The sequence below is a fragment of the Lactococcus fujiensis JCM 16395 genome (assembly GCF_002441655.1).
Classification (GTDB): domain Bacteria; phylum Bacillota; class Bacilli; order Lactobacillales; family Streptococcaceae; genus Lactococcus; species Lactococcus fujiensis.
Genome location: NZ_JXJU01000005.1, coordinates 98356 through 117263, shown reverse-complemented (window position 1 = coordinate 117263; position 18908 = coordinate 98356). Strand labels below are relative to the sequence as shown.

At 36.5% G+C, this 18908-nt stretch carries 19 protein-coding genes; 14 read left to right on the top strand and 5 right to left on the bottom strand.

The features are described from left to right. Window positions 1–21: 21 nt before the first annotated feature. The 3 genes from RT41_RS05440 to RT41_RS05430 are packed head-to-tail and all read right to left on the bottom strand — an operon-like array spanning window position 22 to window position 2583. Window positions 22–804 carry a ParB/RepB/Spo0J family partition protein gene (locus RT41_RS05440; RefSeq protein ID WP_096818013.1) on the bottom strand — a complete coding sequence of 261 codons (783 nt, stop codon included), beginning with the start codon at window positions 802–804 and terminating at the stop codon, window positions 22–24. After that, complete coding sequence (locus RT41_RS05435) at window positions 788–2053, bottom strand: replication-associated recombination protein A (RefSeq protein ID WP_096818011.1); 1266 nt, start codon at window positions 2051–2053, stop codon at window positions 788–790. The genes RT41_RS05440 and RT41_RS05435 overlap by 17 nt, the downstream gene beginning before the upstream one ends. Window positions 2054–2094: 41 nt before the next feature. Beyond that, entirely contained in the window at window positions 2095–2583 is a 489-nt protein-coding gene (locus RT41_RS05430; RefSeq protein ID WP_096818009.1) for a GNAT family N-acetyltransferase, read from the bottom strand. Window positions 2584–2700: 117 nt separating this feature from the next. Between RT41_RS05430 and RT41_RS05425 the strand changes: the two genes are divergently transcribed. Together RT41_RS05425 and RT41_RS05420 are read left to right on the top strand one after the other, a co-directional pair. After that, entirely contained in the window at window positions 2701–3168 is a 468-nt protein-coding gene (locus tag RT41_RS05425) for a DUF3013 family protein (protein WP_054639688.1), read from the top strand. 4 nt (window positions 3169–3172) lie between these two features. After that, window positions 3173–3772 carry a class I SAM-dependent methyltransferase gene (locus RT41_RS05420; RefSeq protein WP_096818007.1) on the top strand — a complete coding sequence of 200 codons (600 nt, stop codon included), beginning with the start codon at window positions 3173–3175 and terminating at the stop codon, window positions 3770–3772. Between the two features lie 17 nt (window positions 3773–3789). On the opposite strand, the gene RT41_RS05415 is transcribed toward RT41_RS05420, so the two are convergent. Continuing rightward, the gene (locus tag RT41_RS05415; protein WP_096818005.1) at window positions 3790–4443 is read right to left on the bottom strand and encodes a GNAT family N-acetyltransferase; all 654 of its coding nucleotides are present in this window, start codon (window positions 4441–4443) and stop codon (window positions 3790–3792) included. A 205-nt stretch (window positions 4444–4648) separates the two neighbouring features. Here RT41_RS05415 and RT41_RS05410 point away from each other — a divergent pair, with 205 nt between their 5' ends. Next, the gene (locus RT41_RS05410; RefSeq protein ID WP_054639685.1) at window positions 4649–5392 is read left to right on the top strand and encodes a tyrosine-protein phosphatase; all 744 of its coding nucleotides are present in this window, start codon (window positions 4649–4651) and stop codon (window positions 5390–5392) included. A 38-nt stretch (window positions 5393–5430) separates the two neighbouring features. On the opposite strand, the gene RT41_RS05405 is transcribed toward RT41_RS05410, so the two are convergent. After that, window positions 5431–6441 (bottom strand): zinc-binding alcohol dehydrogenase family protein, encoded by a 1011-nt coding sequence (locus RT41_RS05405; RefSeq protein WP_054639684.1) that lies wholly within the window; start codon window positions 6439–6441, stop codon window positions 5431–5433. 178 nt (window positions 6442–6619) lie between these two features. Between RT41_RS05405 and RT41_RS05400 the strand changes: the two genes are divergently transcribed. The 11 genes from RT41_RS05400 (at window position 6620) to RT41_RS05350 (ending at window position 18669) form a co-directional block, all read left to right on the top strand. Beyond that, entirely contained in the window at window positions 6620–7456 is an 837-nt protein-coding gene (locus RT41_RS05400; RefSeq protein WP_096818003.1) for a class I SAM-dependent methyltransferase, read from the top strand. Between the two features lie 533 nt (window positions 7457–7989). Beyond that, window positions 7990–9549, top strand: a complete 1560-nt coding sequence (locus tag RT41_RS05395) for an ABC-F family ATP-binding cassette domain-containing protein (protein ID WP_096818001.1) — start codon at window positions 7990–7992, stop codon at window positions 9547–9549. Between the two features lie 219 nt (window positions 9550–9768). After that, window positions 9769–10068: a hypothetical protein gene (locus RT41_RS05390; RefSeq protein WP_096817999.1), complete on the top strand. Its 300-nt coding sequence runs from the start codon at window positions 9769–9771 to the stop codon at window positions 10066–10068. After that, window positions 10065–11015: a 50S ribosomal protein L11 methyltransferase gene (gene prmA / locus RT41_RS05385; protein WP_054639682.1), complete on the top strand. Its 951-nt coding sequence runs from the start codon at window positions 10065–10067 to the stop codon at window positions 11013–11015. Before RT41_RS05390 ends, prmA begins: the two co-directional genes overlap by 4 nt. 38 nt (window positions 11016–11053) lie before the next feature. Beyond that, window positions 11054–11809, top strand: coding sequence for a 16S rRNA (uracil(1498)-N(3))-methyltransferase (locus RT41_RS05380; RefSeq protein WP_096817997.1), 756 nt, complete (start codon window positions 11054–11056; stop codon window positions 11807–11809). Between the two features lie 176 nt (window positions 11810–11985). Next, on the top strand, window positions 11986–14208 hold the full coding sequence (locus RT41_RS05375; RefSeq protein WP_096817995.1) for a RelA/SpoT family protein: 2223 nt from the start codon (window positions 11986–11988) through the stop codon (window positions 14206–14208). A 143-nt stretch (window positions 14209–14351) separates the two neighbouring features. After that, window positions 14352–14801: a D-aminoacyl-tRNA deacylase gene (gene dtd / locus RT41_RS05370; protein ID WP_054639722.1), complete on the top strand. Its 450-nt coding sequence runs from the start codon at window positions 14352–14354 to the stop codon at window positions 14799–14801. Then, window positions 14798–15670, top strand: a complete 873-nt coding sequence (locus tag RT41_RS05365) for a TMEM175 family protein (protein ID WP_096817993.1) — start codon at window positions 14798–14800, stop codon at window positions 15668–15670. The genes dtd and RT41_RS05365 overlap by 4 nt, the downstream gene beginning before the upstream one ends. Beyond that, window positions 15663–16280, top strand: coding sequence for an HAD family hydrolase (locus RT41_RS05360; RefSeq protein ID WP_096817991.1), 618 nt, complete (start codon window positions 15663–15665; stop codon window positions 16278–16280). The genes RT41_RS05365 and RT41_RS05360 overlap by 8 nt, the downstream gene beginning before the upstream one ends. A gap of 345 nt (window positions 16281–16625) precedes the next feature. Then, window positions 16626–17972: an amino acid permease gene (locus RT41_RS05355; RefSeq protein ID WP_054639721.1), complete on the top strand. Its 1347-nt coding sequence runs from the start codon at window positions 16626–16628 to the stop codon at window positions 17970–17972. Between the two features lie 76 nt (window positions 17973–18048). Further along, window positions 18049–18669 (top strand): lysophospholipid acyltransferase family protein, encoded by a 621-nt coding sequence (locus tag RT41_RS05350; RefSeq protein WP_054639679.1) that lies wholly within the window; start codon window positions 18049–18051, stop codon window positions 18667–18669. Window positions 18670–18908 lie beyond the last annotated feature (239 nt).

Genomic DNA, 18908 nt, shown 5'->3' with positions numbered 1-18908 from the left:
TTCAAAAAAACACACTAATTCCTAGTGTGTTTTTTTTGAAAGTCGAGAAATAAGGTCTTCAAGAGAAGCTATACTATCAAAATGTAGTGTCATACTGCCCTCATAGTTCTTATTTGTCTTAATTTTGACTTGGTTACCTAATTCTTTTTTTAATTTTTCTTCAATTTCCGAAACAAAAATATTTTTATCCTTGACTTTTTTACGAGAGCTTGGTGGATATATGATATATTCAAGTTCACGAACGCTCATTTTTTCGTTAATAATGCGTTTGGCTAACAGGAGTTGCTTCTTGGTGTCTTTCTCAGCTAAAAGAGTTCTCGCATGTGCCAACGAAAGCTTGCCATCTTCAACAAGGTCTAGAATTTCTTTCGGGAGTGCTAAAATTCTGATTGTATTTGAGACATAAGAGCGAGATTTTCCTAGACTTTTACCAATTTCATCGTGCGTCATTCCAATTTTCTGCGTTAAGAGATTTAAACTTCTCGCTTCTTCAATCGGATTTAGGTTTTCACGTTGTAAATTTTCAAGAATTGACAACGTCATCATTTTTTCATCTGAATAATCTCTGATAATTGCCGGTATCGTTGTTAAACCAGCCCTTTTTGATGCTAAAAATCGCCGTTCCCCCGCTAAAAGTTCGTAACCAATAAGTTTAGATTTTCTAACAATTATGGGTTGGAGCAGGCCATTTTCAAGTATGGAATCGGCAAGTTCCTGAATTTTTCCTTCATCAAAAACAACTCGTGGCTGATAAGGGTTCTTTACGATTTCAGAAAGTCTAAGTTGTTCAATGTTTTCCGTCACGCTTTTGCTCCTCAATCCAGTGTTTTCTCATATTTAAAGCTTTCTCATATTTTCCCATCTCATCGGGCTTGAAATAATCGACCCCTTTCAATTTATCAGGTAGATATTGTTGATCAACCCAGTGGTTAGGGAAATTATGCGCATATTGATAAGATACAGAGCGTCCTAAATCTTTGGCACCAGCGTAATGTCCATCCTGCATATGCGGAGGGATGGGAAGATTACCATACTTTCCTAAATCTGAAATGGCTTCATCCATCGCAACATAAGCAGCATTTGACTTAGGTGATAAGGCAAGGTCAATGATGATATTTGCAAGTGGAATACGTGCCTCTGGAAAACCTAATCGTTCACAAGCCTGTAAAGCAAGTACAGTGTGCACGGCAGCATCCGGATTAGCCAGCCCAATATCTTCATAAGCCATAACAGTCAAGCGTCTCGCTAGTGATGGTAAGTCTCCCCCTTCTATGAGTCGAGCAGCATAGTGTAAACTTGCGTTTACATCAGATCCACGAATGGATTTTTGCAAGGCTGAAAGGAGGTCGTAATGTGCGTCTCCATCTTTATCAAACGTTGCGGCTTTTCTTTGCAATGAATTTTCCATATCATCTAAAGTCACATGATGATTTTCCGAAGATAGGACAGCTAATTCCAGTGCATTGAAAGTACTTCTTAAATCTCCATTTGTCGAATGTGTGAGGAAATAAAGCGCATCATCATTAATTGAAACATCAAATTCAAAACCACGTTCATGATCAGCAAGAGCCTCTTTAACTGCCACTTGTAAATCATCGGGTTCCAGAGGTTTCAATTCAAAGATTTGAACACGGGAACGAATTGCAGGAACGACTGAAAAATACGGATTTTCTGTCGTTGCTCCAATGAGAATAATTTGTCCATTTTCAAGCAATGGCAGAAGGAAATCTTGTTTAGGCTTATCAAGACGATGAATTTCATCTAGGAGAAGGACAAGCTGCCCTGAAAATTCGGCCTCTGCAGCAATCTCTTGCAACCTTTTTTTGGTATCGGTTGTTGCATTAAACGTTCGGAAAGCTGCATTCATTGTACCAGCAATTGCTGAGGCGATAGAAGTCTTACCTACTCCGGGAGGGCCATAAAGAATCATACTTGACAAGAGGCTTGTCTCAACCATCCTACGAATGATTTTCCCTTGACCCACCAAGTGTGCTTGTCCAATAATTTCATCAATGTTTCGTGGTCGCATTCGACGAGCTAAATTTTGAGGCATATCGACTCCTTTCTATAGATTTACAGAAGTGTAAACCTAGTTTACAACAAATCATCATCAAGATAATAAGCAAAACAATAATCATCAATGTATTTTCCATTGATAAAGAATTCTTTTTTGAGTCTCGCTTCTTCGTAAAATCCTAGTCTTTTATAGAGTTCAAGCGCTGAAGGGTTTGAACCCAAAACTTGAATGGTTACCTTTTTGTAGTTCTGACTTTTGGCCATTTCAAAAAAATAATGAATGAGTGATGAAGCAACACCTTTATGTCGGGCATTTTTCACGGTCATCACACCGAATGTAGCAACGTGCCGGCCATATATAGAACGGTGCCGACCGTTAAAATCGAGTAGCCCAAGAATTTCCCCATTTTCAACTGCAAGCAGATAAGTTGTTCCTTCTAAAACTTTTTTCATAATACTCTCAGCGCTTGAATTCATGGTGTGTGGCGTTGAATCCAGCGTCCAGTTTTCATTTTCTAAACGGGCAACTTCGGCAAAATCATGTGGTTCAATTTTTCTAATTTCCAAAATTTATCCTGACTAATTAAAGCACCGCTTTAATAAAGAAATTTGTTATAATTATTTTAACATAAAACAAGACGAGTTGGCGGTCATTGCTGACAAGTCCTTGAACAAGGAGAGAAAATGGCTAAATATGGATTTCTGGATGTCATTCAGGACACGTTAGAAGAAAAATTTAATTACGATTTTGAAATGAATTGGGATAAACGCAACTTTGCAGTGGAAGTAAATTTTCTATTAGAGGTAGAAAATAAGGCAGGGATTGCTTTGACGGATGCTGATGGCGTGGAATCGGCTGAAAATATTGAATATGAGGATTCAGTTATCTTCTATAACCCTCAAAAATCTCATTTTGATGCAGATGAATATTTAGCAGCGATTCCTTACACGGACAAAGGTCTATCAGGCGAATTTTTGACTTTTTTTGTTGAATTTTTACAAGAAACTGCAGATGAGGGACTTGATGATTTGATTGATTTTTTAGACGATGATGAAGCTGAAGAATTTTCAATCAACTGGGATAAGGAAAAATTTGATGAAGGTGTGTCCGCATTGACAGCGACTGAATTTTATAAATATCCAAGATATTAAATATATGAATAAAAATCAAATTTCCTATAATAAAATCGCTCAGTCTTGGAACCAATTTCGTCAAGAGTCCCCCTTAAATTCTTGTATTATTGACATTGCTCGACTGATCAAAAAAAGTGGAAAAGTGCTTGATATTGGCTGTGGAACGGGCATTCCAATAAGTCGTTTTTTGGAAAAAAAAGGTTTCAGAGTGACTGGAATTGATTTTTCATCAGAAATGATAAAGATTGCTCGAACAGGTGTTTCAGAGCATACCCAATTAATTCTCGCTGATTTTTTAGATTACGAATTTCAAGACAAGTTTGATGGCATTATTGCATTTGACTCGCTTTTCCATCTCCCACTAGAACAACAGAAAATTGCAATTCAAAAGGTTTCCAGTTTGTTAAACAAAAACGGCTATTTTCTGTTTACCGCTGGGAAAAATGAGGGAGAAATAAATGGTGAAATGTTTGGATCACCTTTTTCGTACAGTTCGCTTTCAATTGGTAACCTTAAAAAAGAATTACAAGCTAACGATCTGAAGATCATTGAATTTAATTTAGATTATTATGACATAACAACTGGGAGTCGTGATTTGCTTGTTATCGTGCAAAAAAAATAGCTCATTGAGCTATTTTTTTATAAGGAGTTTAGACTGATGATTTGTTTCCCTGTTGCATCGAAGTTTTGAGGAGAAAGCCACAACTCGAGCCTTTTTTTACGTTTTGGCCACTCAGAATCAATAATTGAAAACCAGTCCGTGTCACGCGTTCTTCCCTTATAAACAGCTGCATTTCTAAACATTCCCTCATAGGTAAAACCGAGTCTAAGTGCAGCATTGTGTGATGGCCGATTAAGATGATCGCATTTCCACTCGTAACGACGATAGTGCAGCTCCTCAAAAACATATTTCATCGCCAAATATTGTGCTTCTGTTGCAACACGGCTCCTTTTTAATAAATCTGAATATACAACCCAACCGATTTCCATAGCGCGATTCTCAAAATCAATTCTCATATAGGCAAAACTGCCGATTGCTCGATTTGTTTTTTTATCTATTATTGTAAGATAATAAGGATCCGTTGATCGTTCCATTTGCGTAAGCGTTTCAAGGAACTTATCATAATCATCAAAGGGTTCCAAAGCGAGATAAGTCCAGTCTTGAGCTTGACTATGTGGTCCAAAAACATCGTATAAATCCTGAGCATGTTTCTCAACGGAAAGTTTTTCAACAATAGAATAAGCACCTCCAACGCGCTCTAAAGAAGGCATTTTACCTTCTGTATAATTCATTATTGAGTCTCCAATTACCTGATTAAATACATTTAAAGTAGTCAATTTTATCCCCCTTTGGGTTTAGATTGAAAATATTATATCACAAAGACTAAGATAAATTTTATCAAATTGTTCAATAGAATAAATATTTTATTGGAATATTAAAATTTAATCTCAAAAAATGATAAAATAGTCATATTAATTAATAGTCTAAGGAGATACAATGATAGCCAATTTACGTGATTTATCCTACCTAAAAACAGAAAATGGAATGTCAATACGGTCAAACAAGGTCATTCGTAGTGCAAATCTATCTCAACTCAGCCCAAAAGAGATTACCATTTTGGAAGCGATGGGAATTAAAACGGTCATTGACATGAGAACCGATAGTGAAATCGAGCAATCTCCAGACGTAAAATTGAAAGATGCAAAGCACATTCAACTGGATATTTTTAAAAACAGTTTACAAATGTCACCAAGTTTGAAAAATATGATGACAATCTCGTCGAATGTAACAGATTTTATGCATGATATTTATGAGGGGTTTGTATCAGATCGGTCAGCTTTGGATGCTTACCAACAATTTATCAGGATTTTGCTTGAGCAAGAAATGAATCCAGTTCTATTTCACTGTACATTTGGAAAGGATCGAACAGGGTGGGGAACAGCGCTTTTTCTCAGACTTTTGGGTGTCTCAGAGGAAGACATATTTGCGGACTATTTAAGAAGTAACATTGAACTAAAAGAGACCAATGAAAGATTGCTTTCTGAAATCAAACGACAATATCATTTATCAGATGCCATACTTGAAAAATTGAAGCCAGCTTTCGAAGTCGATCAGAAATATTTGAGACTTACATTCAATAAAATTGATTCAGAATATGGAAACTTTAAGAATTATGTACATGAGGGTTTGAATATTTCAGAAAATGAAATGAAAAGTTTAAAAGAGATTTATCTCCTTTAATGTATTAAAATTAATGAAAAAAACGGATTTGTCCGTTTTTAATTTTTGCGATTGACAAGAACTAATTTCCCAATTGAATGTCCATCTTCGATGATTTGATGCGCTTTTTGGAGGTTTTTAGCAGTGAGCTCGCCTACATTTTGCGTAAAAGTCGATTCGATAATTCCTTCGTCTAACCAAGCTGAAATTTGGTCTAAAATACGATGCTGACTTTCAATATCTGCAGTTTGGCTTACGGCTTTTGTGAACATCCACTCAAAACTAAAAGATGCTGATTTATGTGCAAGTCGGTCTAAGTTTATTGGCCGACCAGGTTCGACGATATTCGCAATTTTTCCTTGCGGTGCAATCAGTCGAGTTGCTGCATCAATATGCTGGTTAACGGCATTGAGTATAAGGATATAGTCGACGCTATCTAAACCGAGAGAAGCCAATTGCTTAGGGAGGTCCTCATGGTGATTAATCACATAATCAGCACCCATTTTTTTGACCCAAGCAATAGAATCAGGGCTTGATGCTGTTGCAATTACTTTCAGTCCTGCAATTTTTCGTGCCAATTGAATAGCAATAGAGCCGACACCGCCAGCACCATTGATAATCAAAATTGTTTTTCCTGCATCTACTTCTTCAGTGGAAACAGCTAATTTTTCAAAGATAAGCTCATAAGCTGTCAAACTTGTTAGAGGCATCGCAACGGCTTTTTCGACACTTAATTTAGAGGGAGCATTCCCGACGATACGTTCATCAACTGCTTGGAATTCTGAATTTGAGCCTTCACGTGTTACATCACCTGCCCAATAGACTAAGTCTCCAATATTGAAAAGATGTGTTTCGGTCCCTGTCTTGACAACGCGTCCATAGCCATCATAACCTAGTATTTTTGGGCTATCTAAACCTTCTTGAATTCCTTGTCTGACTTTTGTATCAACAGGGTTGACCGAAATGGCATCAACTTGAATGAGTAAATCATGTGCTCGTAGCATGGGAAGATCTTTTTCAAATTCAGTAATACTCGAAATTTCATTGTTATATGCGCCAAATGCTTTCATGGAAAATCCTCTATCAAATTTGTTATAGTTCAAGTATATGCTTTCTCTTTTAAAAATATGTTACTCATGTTTAAAAATTGATGACAAAGGTTAATTTACGATCTTTATCAGCTTGTTAAAAAAATAAAATTAGCATATAATGTAATCTAAAACAATCTGATGTGTTAAAGGGGCGAGTATGAACAGCAATTTGCAACGATTTTATGATCAACAAAGTACACCTTGGATGAAACTTTTTTATCGCTTAGTTTATGCGCAACTTCCACCTGTTTCAGGGGCTAAAATACTTGATTTTGGAGCTGGTTTCGGCTGGACAGCAAATTATTTGGCTGGGAATAACCAAGCTTCCACTCAAATTAGTAAAAAAGCACAACAGAATGAAAAGTTGCCCCAAAATAACGTTTTAGCTATCGAACCCAATCCCGAGATGGTTGCCAACCGATTGGACGAAAACGCTTATGAAATGCGGCTTGGTGGACTCAAAACGTTGAGAGAATTACCGGCAGAAAGTTTTGATTTGATTGTATGCCATAACGTTTTGGAATATGCTGTGGAGGAGCGACAGAAAATTTTAGAAGAGTTTGCTCGTCTTATCAGCACTGACGGCGTGATTTCGATTATAAAACATAACTTTTCTGGTTCAATTATGCAACGAATTGTCTTTGAAAATGAGCTAGACGAAGCTGCAGCACTTATTAAGGGAGAATTCCGCCACGAATCCAATTTCGGACCCATTAGTTATTATGAACTACCAGAGCTGATACAGAAACGACCCAATAAGAAAAGTATTGAAATTGAAACCTCAAGTGTAGAAAGTTCTCCAGTCTCAGATTATCCACAATTAAAAATTGCCAAAAAATATGGAATTTGTGCATTCAATCGACTTCAACCAAATGAATTCAAATATGCCGATGATTGGATTGAAAAAATGTTTGAACTCGAAATGATGTGCGCTGAAAGAGAGGAATATCGGGAAATTGCCTTTTTCCAACACTTTTTGTTAAAGAGAAGCTAAGACGTTCAAAGTTGGGAGTTATTGAGAAAATTAATCTTCCAAAAACCCAATTAAAAACATTCAAAAAGTGCATTTCTTAATTTGATAAACAATAATTCTTACGTAACATCAAAGTTTAGTCGATCATTCACATCCAGGTGGGCAAATCGAAACGAATGAAATTCTAAAATTGTGTTTCTCGAAAAAACTGATGAAGATTGATCAAATGTTACATTTTTATAGAACCCTAACAAATTTTGATTATCATGAACAAAATAGCTAATTACAAACAATTTTAAACTTTATCTCGCAAGGGGGAGCTCAGGAGGTAAATTTAGATAGAATTAATCAAGTCAAACAGCATAAAAATCGGGTGTTGGCTTTATTTGGGACAGGAAAATTAAATTATTGGCAAAAAATAAACTTTGAACAGTAATGATTTACGGTCACTCGTGTTAAAATTGTTTTATCGGTGACAATCAAATGTTGTTACACAATTATTAACTCAATTGATTGTCCCAAAGAAGAAAAAATAAGGAATATATAAGAATTAAATGAGTATCTTAGAAGTAAAAAATCTCAGCCATGGATTTGGCGATCGTGCTATTTTTGAAGATGTCAATTTCCGCTTGCTCAAAGGAGAGCATATCGGCTTTGTTGGCGCAAATGGTGAAGGAAAATCAACATTTATGTCAATTATTACCGGAACGTTGCAACCAGACGAGGGAAAAGTGACGTGGTCAAAAAAACACCGGGTCGGCTATATGGATCAACATGCTGTTCTTGGTAAGGGAAAAACGACACGAGAGGCCCTAGCAGAAGCCTTTCAATATCTTTTCGACGTCGAATCACAAATTAACGATGCTTATTTGAAGATGGCTGAAATGTCAGAAGATGAAATGAATGAGTCACTTGTTGAAGTGGGAGAGCTTCAAGAGGAGCTTGATAACGGCGATTTTTACTTGATTGATTCAAAAGTTGAAGAAACGGCACGTGGGCTTGGCTTGACTGACTTACTTGACAAAGACGTGGCTGAACTTTCAGGGGGTCAACGGACAAAAATATTATTAGGTAAACTTTTACTTGAGAAGCCAGATATTCTATTGCTTGACGAGCCAACCAACTATCTTGATGAGGAACATATTTTTTGGCTCAAAAATTACCTCAAGAATTACGAAAATGCTTTTATTTTGATTTCACATGATGTTCCTTTTATGGACGAAGTTGTCAATGTGATTTATCACGTTAATCAGCTCCAAATAACACGTTATTCGATGAGTTATCATGAATTTGAACGTGTTTTCGAAGAAAAGAAAAAACAACTTGAGGCTTTACATGAAGCCCAACTTGCTGAGGCTGAGAAACTGAAAGATTTTATTGCACGCAAAAAGGCAAACGTTGCAACAAGTGGACAAGCAAAAGCACGTGAGAAAAAGCTTGCTAAGATGGAATTTGTTGAAACAATTACTGAAAAGCCAAAACCACATTTTGATTTCAAATTTAGTCGTAACCCAAGCCGTTTGGTCTTTGAAGCAACAGATTTAATTATTGGCTACTCTGAAGATCATCCTTTATCTGCTCCAATTAATTTAAAAGTTGAAAGTCGTCAAAAAATTGCTTTTGTTGGTTCAAATGGGATTGGTAAATCAACTTTATTGAAGAGTTTGATGGGATTGATTCCAGCACTTAACGGTGATGTTGAACGAGGTAACTTCCAAGATATTGCCTATTATGAACAAGAAATAAAAGAGCCCAGTACAAAAACTGTTTTGGATGACTTGTGGGATGAATATCCTTCATGGAATCAAGCAGAACTTCGCGCGGCACTTGCACGTGTTGGTCTTACTAGTAAACAAATAGAATCGCGCGTACATGTCCTTTCTGGAGGGGAACAGGCTAAATTGCGCTTTGCTAAATTGATGAACTCGGAATCTAATATTTTAATATTGGACGAACCAACAAATCATTTAGATGTTGATGCAAAAGATGAGCTTAAACGTGCCCTTAAAGACTATCCAGGGACGATTCTCATGGTTTCACATGAACCTGAATTTTATGAAGGTTTAGTTGATGAAGTGGTAAATTGTGAAGAATGGACCACGAAAATTTTATAATTGTTATTGATTTCAAATGTAAAAACATATTCTACAATAGGGTATGCTTTTCATTTTATCGGTACTTGTTAGAATTTTAGAAACCGAAAAGTTGAATCTGTTGTCGTTCAGATAGAATACTTGTTGAAGTCGTGGTATAATGGGCTAAGAGTAGGTTGACAGTTGAATAAGCCACCAATTTAATTTAACTTTTTTATATCAAGAGGTTGGTTCTGAAAAATGACAGAAAAACAGTTTCCTTGGGAAAACCCGGAACAAAATTATAATCGAACTTTAGCAAAAAGACGGTCCGAGCGACGTTATCGTACGCGTCAATTAGCAAAAACGTTGCGAGTATCTTTGTCACGACTGAAAGCGTTGGGCATCCGAGATTATAATTCGGAAATCGTTGAACGAATCGAAACTTTAGAAAGAGATGCCGATTTTATTGATGATATTGATTTTTTTGTCGCAAAAAAGCGTGTGAATCAATTAGTCAAGATTGTCAGTAATGCTGAAAAAGAAAAGGAAATAGAATGAACAATTGGATTAGCATAGAAGTAACAATTGATCGTATCGCTGAGGAGGCAGTTTCTGAACTGCTTATTGAGGCTGGTGCTGCCGGTGTAGAAATTGCGGATACCGAAGATTATTTGTTGCACCAAAATCATTTCGGTGAAATCTTGCCTGATGTGGAACAGTCGGATAAAGTTGAAATTACAGCCTATTATCCGGATAATTTACCTCTTGTGGAGTTGACAACTAGTTTACAGGCTAAATTAGACAATGTCAAAGCGATTTTTAGTGTTGATTATCAACTCTCAAGTAATAATTTAGCAGAAGAAGATTGGGCCGATAGCTGGAAGAAATATTTTGAACCTGCTCGAATCACGCATGACTTAACGATTGTTCCTAGTTGGACAGAAGATTACCAAGCTCTCGAAAATGAAAAATTGATTAAATTGGACCCAGGAATGGCGTTTGGTACAGGGACTCATCCCACAACAAAAATGTCACTTTATGCGCTAGAACAAATTCTGCGTGGTGGAGAAACAGTACTTGATGTAGGAACGGGTTCGGGGGTATTATCCGTTGCTTCAGCCTACCTTGGTGCGAAAGAAATTTATGCCTATGATATTGATGAGGTGGCTGTCAAAGTGGCATTGGAAAATATTGAGTTGAACCCTGAACACGAGAAAATACATGTTTCAGCCAATAATTTGTTGCAGAGTGTTGATATTAAGTCTGATGTTATCGTCGCTAATATTCTTGCAGATATTCTTGTTTTAATGACAAAAGACGCTTTCCGTCTGGTTAAGCAAGAAGGCTACTTGATAATGAGTGGTATCATTGCAGAGAAGGCAGACATGGTCATTGAATCAGCAGAAGGGGCAGGGTTTTTCCTTGAAACACGGATGACACAAGGCGAATGGAATTGTGTTATTTTCAAGAAAACGGAAAATCGTGAAGGCGTCATTGGAGGATAAGTCCAAAATGAAAATAAATAGAAAACAAGGATAATTTAATGGCAAATCAATATTTTGTTTTTGTGGATCGTCCTGAAATTGGCACTTCATTTGTTATTGAGAATGAATCAGCTGCACATCATATTTTTAAAGTTATGCGTTCAAGCAATGGCGACCAATTGCAACTTGTCTACAATGATGGCAAGGTTGGAATAGCGGAAGTTGAAGATGACTTAAACCACATTGTAAAGCACGTTTACAATGTTGTAAACTCGACTGAGCTACCAATTTCAGTTACAATCGCTGTAGGATTTCCCAAGGGTGACAAACTTGATTTTATTACTGAAAAATCTACCGAACTAGGGGCCAGTGAGATTTGGGCGGCCCCGTTTAAGTGGTCTGTAGCTAAATGGGACAGTAAAAAATTGGAAAAAAAGCAAGAAAAGCTTGAAAAAATTGCTCTTGGTGCTGCTGAACAATCACGACGTCAGTATATTCCTCAGATATCCCTTTTTGATAATCTGCCAGCAATGACAGAAAAATTTTCGATGTTTGACCAAGTTTTGATTGCTTATGAAGAATCAGCGAAAGGGGGAGAACGGTCTGCTTTTGGACAATGTCTTGCCCAACTTGAATTTGGACAGAAATTTTTGATTATATTTGGCCCAGAGGGTGGTATTTCGGCTGATGAAATCAAACATTTTGAAAATCTAGGAGCTATAAAAATTGGATTAGGTCCCCGAATAATGCGGGCTGAGACGGCACCACTATACGCTTTATCAGCAATTTCAACTTATTTTGATTTGCTGAAATAAAAATAATAAAATGTAAAACTGGGGCGAATCCTAGTTTTTCTTTTATTTCAATGATTAATACTGGTCTTTAAAGAGATTTGTGATAAAATAGGGTAAATAAAAATAAGGAGGAAAGGCTAGGCATAAGGCTGTGAAGCACAAAAACTCGAAGAAATAATACCTAGCTATGAAAAATGATGCCTTCAGAACCCATACTAACCGGCGCTCAAGTTGTTGCTATGACTGAAAAATACATGAATGAAAAGGATGTAATTTTAGTTAGACGCGCCCTTGATTGTGCTGCAATTGCTCACGCGGACCAATACCGTGCTTCAGGGGAAGCCTATATCGTCCATCCCACTCAAGTCGCTGGGATTTTAGCGAAATTAAAGCTCGATGCAGTTACAGTAGCTTGCGGATTTTTACATGATGTAGTTGAGGATACAAATTTTCTTTCCATTGACTTGAGGGAACTTTTTGGCAATGAGATAGCTGACATTGTTGAGGGCGTTACGAAGATTGGTAAAGTTGAGTATTTATCTCGTGAGAAACAACAGGCGGAAACACATCGTAAATTATTAATGGCAATGTCCAAAGATATTCGTGTTATTTTGGTCAAATTGGCTGACCGCTTGCACAATATGAGGACTTTGAAACATTTGCGTCCTGATAAACAAAAACGAATTTCACGTGAAACCATGGATATTTATGCCCCATTAGCTGATAAACTTGGTATTGCCAGTATTAAATGGGAACTTGAGGATTTGAGCTTCCGTTATCTTGATGAGCAAGAGTTTTACCGAATTCGTGGTTTGATGAATGATAAACGTGCCAATCGTGAGCAGCTAGTTAATGAAATTATTAGCAAATTAAATGAACGTTTGGCCAGTGCTGGTGTCGAAGGTGAAGAAATTTACGGTCGTCCAAAACACATCTATTCAATTTACCGCAAAATGCACGATAAGAAAAAACGTTTTGATGAAATCTATGATTTAATTGCCATTCGGTGTATTACGGAAACAACAAGTGATGTCTATACAACGTTGGGATACATCCATGATTTGTGGAAACCAATGCCAGGACGATTTAAGGATTATATTGCCAACCCTAAAGCAAATGGCTATCAATCTGTTCATACGACGGTATACGGACCAAAAGGTCCAATTGAATTCCAAATTAGGACTCGTGAAATGCATCAAATTGCTGAATACGGGGTCGCAGCTCACTGGGCTTACAAGCAAGGTGTAAAATCAAAAGTTAATGTTCATGAAATTTCAGAGACATTGAACTGGATTCACGAAATTGTAGAATTACGTGAAGATGCCGGAGATTCTGCAGAAGATTTTGTTAAAGCAGTTCAAGAAGATATTTTATCCGATAAAATTTATGTATTTGCTCCAGATGGTGCTGTTCAAGAATTACCAGCAGGTTCAGGACCGATTGACTTTGCTTACAATATTCATACGCAGGTTGGCGATCATGCTACCGGGGCAAAAATTAATGGCCGAATGCAACCCTTAACCTATGTTTTGAAAACGGGTGATCGCGTTGAAATTATTACCAGCAAATCTAGTTTTGGTCCAAGTCGTGACTGGGTAAATCTTGTTAAAACTAATAAAGCACGTAATAAAATTAAGCAATTCTTTAAGAATCAAGATAAGGAAACCTCAGTTAATAAAGGTCACGAGCTTTTGTTAAACGCACTTGAAGATATGGGCTACGTTCCTAATCAATATCTTGATAAAAAACATTTAGATGACCTGTTTAATAAAACGAGTTATCGAAACATTGATGCACTTTATGCAGCCATTGGTTTTGGTGAAATTTCGGCGACAACGATTGCCAACCGATTAACTGAAGATGAGCGACGCCGTGTAGAACGGGAACGTCAAAAAGTTGAGTCGGAACAATTGATGAACGGTGAAGTGAAACGAGAAGGCAAAAATGTCATGAAAATTCGTCATGACGGTGGCGTCTCCGTGTCAGGAATTGACAGTCTCCTTGTTCGCATCGCCAAATGTTGTAACCCTGTTCCTGGGGATAAAATTATTGGTTACATTACTAAAGGTCGGGGCGTCAGCATTCACCGCGATGACTGCCAAAATGTTCGTAATCAAGAAGATTTTGATAAACGACTGGTTGAAGTTGAGTGGGACGATGAAGATAACAATGTGAAAGAATATATTGCAAACATTGATGTTTATGGTTTTAATCGCCCTGGGTTACTCAATGACGTGATGCAAGTTTTATCAAATGCGACAAAAAATTTAATTTCGATCAATGCACAACCCACAAAAGACCGTAAGATGGCGAATATTCATATCGCTATTGGAATAAAAAATCTATCAGAGCTGACATTAATTGTTGATAAAATAAAAATGACGCCAGATGTCTATTCTGTTAAACGTACAAATGCATAAAAATGGTCACTGTTGATTGTTTTTTTCGTATCATCAGGTTTTCAGAGAAAGCTGATGATTATAGCGATCACTAGACTACTCGCTATTCTGTATCTTGAAGTTGATGAAAAGCATCAATATAACTTTTCTGTTATAATATGGCTATGAAAATAGTAATTCAACGCGTAAAATCTGCATCTGTCAGCATTGACGGTGCAATTCATGAGGAAATTAAGCGGGGCCTCCTTCTATTAGTTGGGATTGAGGATGCTGATACTGAGTTTGAACTTGATTATGCCGCTCGAAAAATCACTCAAATGAGAATATTCTCAGATTCTGATGATAAAATGAACCTCTCTGTTCAAGATATTGAAGGAAAAATTCTTTCGATTTCCCAATTTACATTATTTGCCGAAACAAAAAAAGGAAATCGTCCAAGTTTTAGTTCGGCTGGGAAACCTGATTTTGCAAAAAAAATGTACGAAAAATTTAACCAAAAACTTAATCAAATTGTACCGACAAAAGCAGGGGTTTTTGCTGCAGATATGCAAGTTGAACTCCTGAATGACGGGCCAGTGACAATCATTGTAGACACGAAAGACATTCGAAAATGATAGATGACCAAAATAATATTTCCAGCCAAGAAAAGTCAGACATTCAGCATGAGGATAAGAAAAAGCTTTCCATTTCTGAAAAACGAAAGTTGAAATATTATCAAAAAATGAGCGAAAGTAATGAGCTTTCAGAAGCTCGAAAAGAACTCGAGGATGAGTTTCTACAAAGTCATCCTCGCTTTGCACAAATGTCTGATGAAGAACGTATGTATGAAATGAAAAAACATGCACAAGAAGAAGATAAAATTGCTAAACAAAAACTGCGAAACCATTTGGAAGCTTTCTCAGATGGAATTATTGCGGTAATCATTACTATTATGTTGTTGGAAATTCCAATGCCTAATGGTACGGGGGGCTACTGGACTTTTATGTCTGCCGTTGGCATATTTTTGGTCAGTTTTATTGTTGTGGCAAATTTTTGGTTCAACCATCACCAGACCTTCGCGGCGACTGAGGAGGTCACCGAGTCCATTATTATTCAGGACTTTATTTTTACGGGGCTCTTAAGCTTAATTCCATTGTTGACAAAATGGGCAATGGTTGCTCCAAATGCCTATTCATCATTGAATTATGGCATTGTTTTGCTTCTTATTTTGGTGCAACAAGAGGCTTTGAGCTATTCAATTACAAAAGAAAGGTGTAAAGGGAAGCCGAAATATTTCAATTTTTGGCGAAAAATTTGGATGAGCAGGTTGTCATTTACGCTCATAATCAACATAATTATTACAATTATTGCCGTTTGTTTCCCACTTTATGGGCATTGGCTTTTTGTTGTCGTGCCAGTCTTTAACTTCTTTTTTAGAATGGTGAGCAATCGTAATCAAAGAAATCAATTTGGCGATCATGTTGAAGGGACGATGAATGATTAAAAACATTATTTTTGATTTAGGTGGAGTTATCATTGACCTGAGTTTTGATAAAATGACCACACGTTTTGAAGAACTAGGTTTTCATGATTTTAAACAATATTTTAGTGCAAAGCAACAAAATATAACTTTTGAAGCCTTGGAACTTGGAAAAATTAGCTCGGAACAATTTTACGAATCAATCCGTCAAATATCTGGAGAGCAGCTTAAAGATGAAGAAATTGAAGAAGCTTGGAATTTAATCCTCAATCCATTTGTTGCAGAAAGAATGAAATTCCTGGAAAAAGTTGCTTCAAAGTTTCAAATTTATCTTTTTTCAAATACAAATGCTATCCATGCGAAAAAATTTGAAGAGGATTGTTTAGATCAATTTGGAAAACCACTATGCTCTTATTTTTCTGATCTCTATTATTCACATCTTTTACATCAACGAAAGCCGAATCCAGAGGCCTTTGAAACAGTTCTAAAACAAGCAAATATTAAAGCAGAAGAAACGTTATTTGTTGATGATAATTGGGAAAATATTCAAGGGGCAAAATTAGTGGGGCTTAGAACACACCATCTACTAAATGAAGATCTATGTTCAATTGATTTAATCAAATTGATGCAATAAATTCTAAATAGTCTAATGAATTCTTGCAATCATAAAAAGAAAAGAATATAATCAAGTAAAGTTTAAAAAAGGAAATGAAAAATCAATGCATCATTCAAATCGTTCAGTCTTTTATTTTTGGCAAAGATAAGTTGTGTGTAGCATTGGCTAGATACGACTTTTGTGTATCCTAGCCTTTGATTTTTAAAAGCTAGGTAATTCTGATTACCTAGCTTTTCTTTTTTAACTTTATTATTTCTATCTCAAATAAATATGACAAAATTAATCACCTTTGACTCCAAGCAGGGTTTTGTTGTTTTATATTTATAAAAGATAAGAAAAATTATAGAAATGAGGAATTTTGATTTGGAAAATTCTGAACACAAACTCAAGTCTACGTTACAAACGAGACACATTGTTATGCTCTCACTTGGGGGAGCAATTGGCTCAGGGCTCTTTTTGGGCTCAGGACAAACAATTTCTGCAGCAGGCCCATCAGTTTTGCTTTCTTATGTCCTAGCTGGATTAATGCTTTTTGTAGTCATGTTCGGCGTGGGACGAATGGTACTCGATCAAGATGTACATGAATCGGGAATCTCTGGTATTATTAAACCTTATGTTGGTGAACACATGGCCCACTTTACAGATTGGGTGTACTGGGCAACATGGATGGCTGTGCTAATTGCTGAAGAAGCTGGGGTGTCAACTTTCTTAGCAATGCTTATTCCCGGTGTTCCACTTTGGGTCTTTGCTTTGTTGGTTGCTGTACTAGGAACAGCAATTAATCTTTATTCTGTTCGCGCCTTTGCTGAAACAGAATACTGGCTTGCGTTCGTTAAAGTTGCTGTTATTATTTTATTAATAGTTTTAGGTGCTTATTTATTAATAATAAATGATGCGCATCTTGGTTTTACTGCTCATGAGGTTCAAAAAGTATCCGATAGTGTAGCTCCGAGCTTCGCACCAAATGGTTTCAAAGGCTTTTTAAGTTCATTACTTATTGTCATTTTCTCATTTGGTGGCTCAGAACTTGTTGCAGTAACTGTAGCTGAAACGGAAGACCCTAAAACGGCATTACCTAAAGCGATTCGTGGGGTCCTCGTTCGAATTATTTCCTTCTATGTTATTCCCATTTTCCTCTTTTTGCAACTTTTGCCTTGGTCTGAAGTCTCTAATCCGGATGCTCCAAGTCCATTCGCAACAATTTTTACAAAAGTTGGAATTCCTTATGCAGACAAGATAATCTTGATTGTTATAGTCATTGCTATTTTCTCAGCAGTAAACTCAGCAATTTATGCAACGTCACGTTCACTTTATTCGCGTATGGAAGGTTCAAGGAGTAAAATTGGCCAGCAGCTGAGCGTACTAAATAAAAATCAAGTGCCAGTTCGTGCAATTTTAGTTAGTTCTGGTATCCTTTTTGTTGGAGTGATTTTATCAGCAATTTTTGGAGATAATTTTTGGCACTTTGTGGCAGGTTCGATTTCTTTTACTATCACCATTGTCTGGATTATGCTTTTAGTTGCAGCGGTTTTGATGTACTTTAAACGTAAAAATTCAGGTCATCTATTTCTTAAAATTGTGACGCTATTAGTATTACTTGTACTGATTTTTGTTCTCATTACTCAAGTATTTTCAAATTCATGGACACTTTCGATATTCGCTTTGATTATCTGTCTTTTGTCCTATTTCAGCTATCGTAAACCAAAATAGAAAAAAAGCACGAAGATGATGTTTTCGTGCTTTTAATATGCTATAATCAATAAAGTTAAGAAATTTAGGAGACGCTATGTTTTACGCATTTTTACGCGGTTTAGTTCAATTTTTATTGTTTATATTTAATGGGAACGCTCATTATCATAACTTGGATCGAATTCCCAATCGAGATGAAAATTATATTTTGGTTGCGCCACATCGGATGGCATTGGAACCAGTATACTTTGCTTTTGCGACAAGGCCTAAGCAATTTATTTTCATGGCTAAAAAGGAATTGTTTAAGAATCGATTCGCAGCTTGGTGGATTAGAAATTGTGGAGCTTTCCCGGTTGACCGAGAACATCCAAGCACTAAAACATTGAAGTATGCAGTTACTCAGTTGAAAGAATCAGATAAATCATTAATCATGTTCCCAACTGGAAGTCGACATTCATCTGAGATGAAAGGTGGTGTTGCTGTTATCGGTAAGCTTGCAAAAGTACGTTTGCTACCAGCAGTATACCAAGGACCAACGGACATGAAAGGAATCTTCAAACGTAAGCGCGTGGATGTGAATTTTGGTGAACCGATTGATATTTCTGATATTAAGAAAGCAAATGCTGAAGGAATTGAAGAAATCAACCGCCGGATGGAAGAAGCTTTTGCTCGTCTCGACAAAGAAATAAATCCAGATTATCATTACGAAGTTAAATAAGTTGTCAGAGCTGACAGCTTTTTTTATCTCAAAATGTAAAAACTAAAAAAATTTCACATACAGATGGGGCATAACATTGATAGGTTCTACATTTTTAAAAATATTCACTAGTGACAGAATTTTTAGAATAAAAAAACAATAAAATAGTAGGAAAGCATTTTCTAGTTTGAAATATGGGTTTTAAAATGCTAAAATAACAATAACTGTATATGTGGATTTTTAGCTTAAAATTACACATT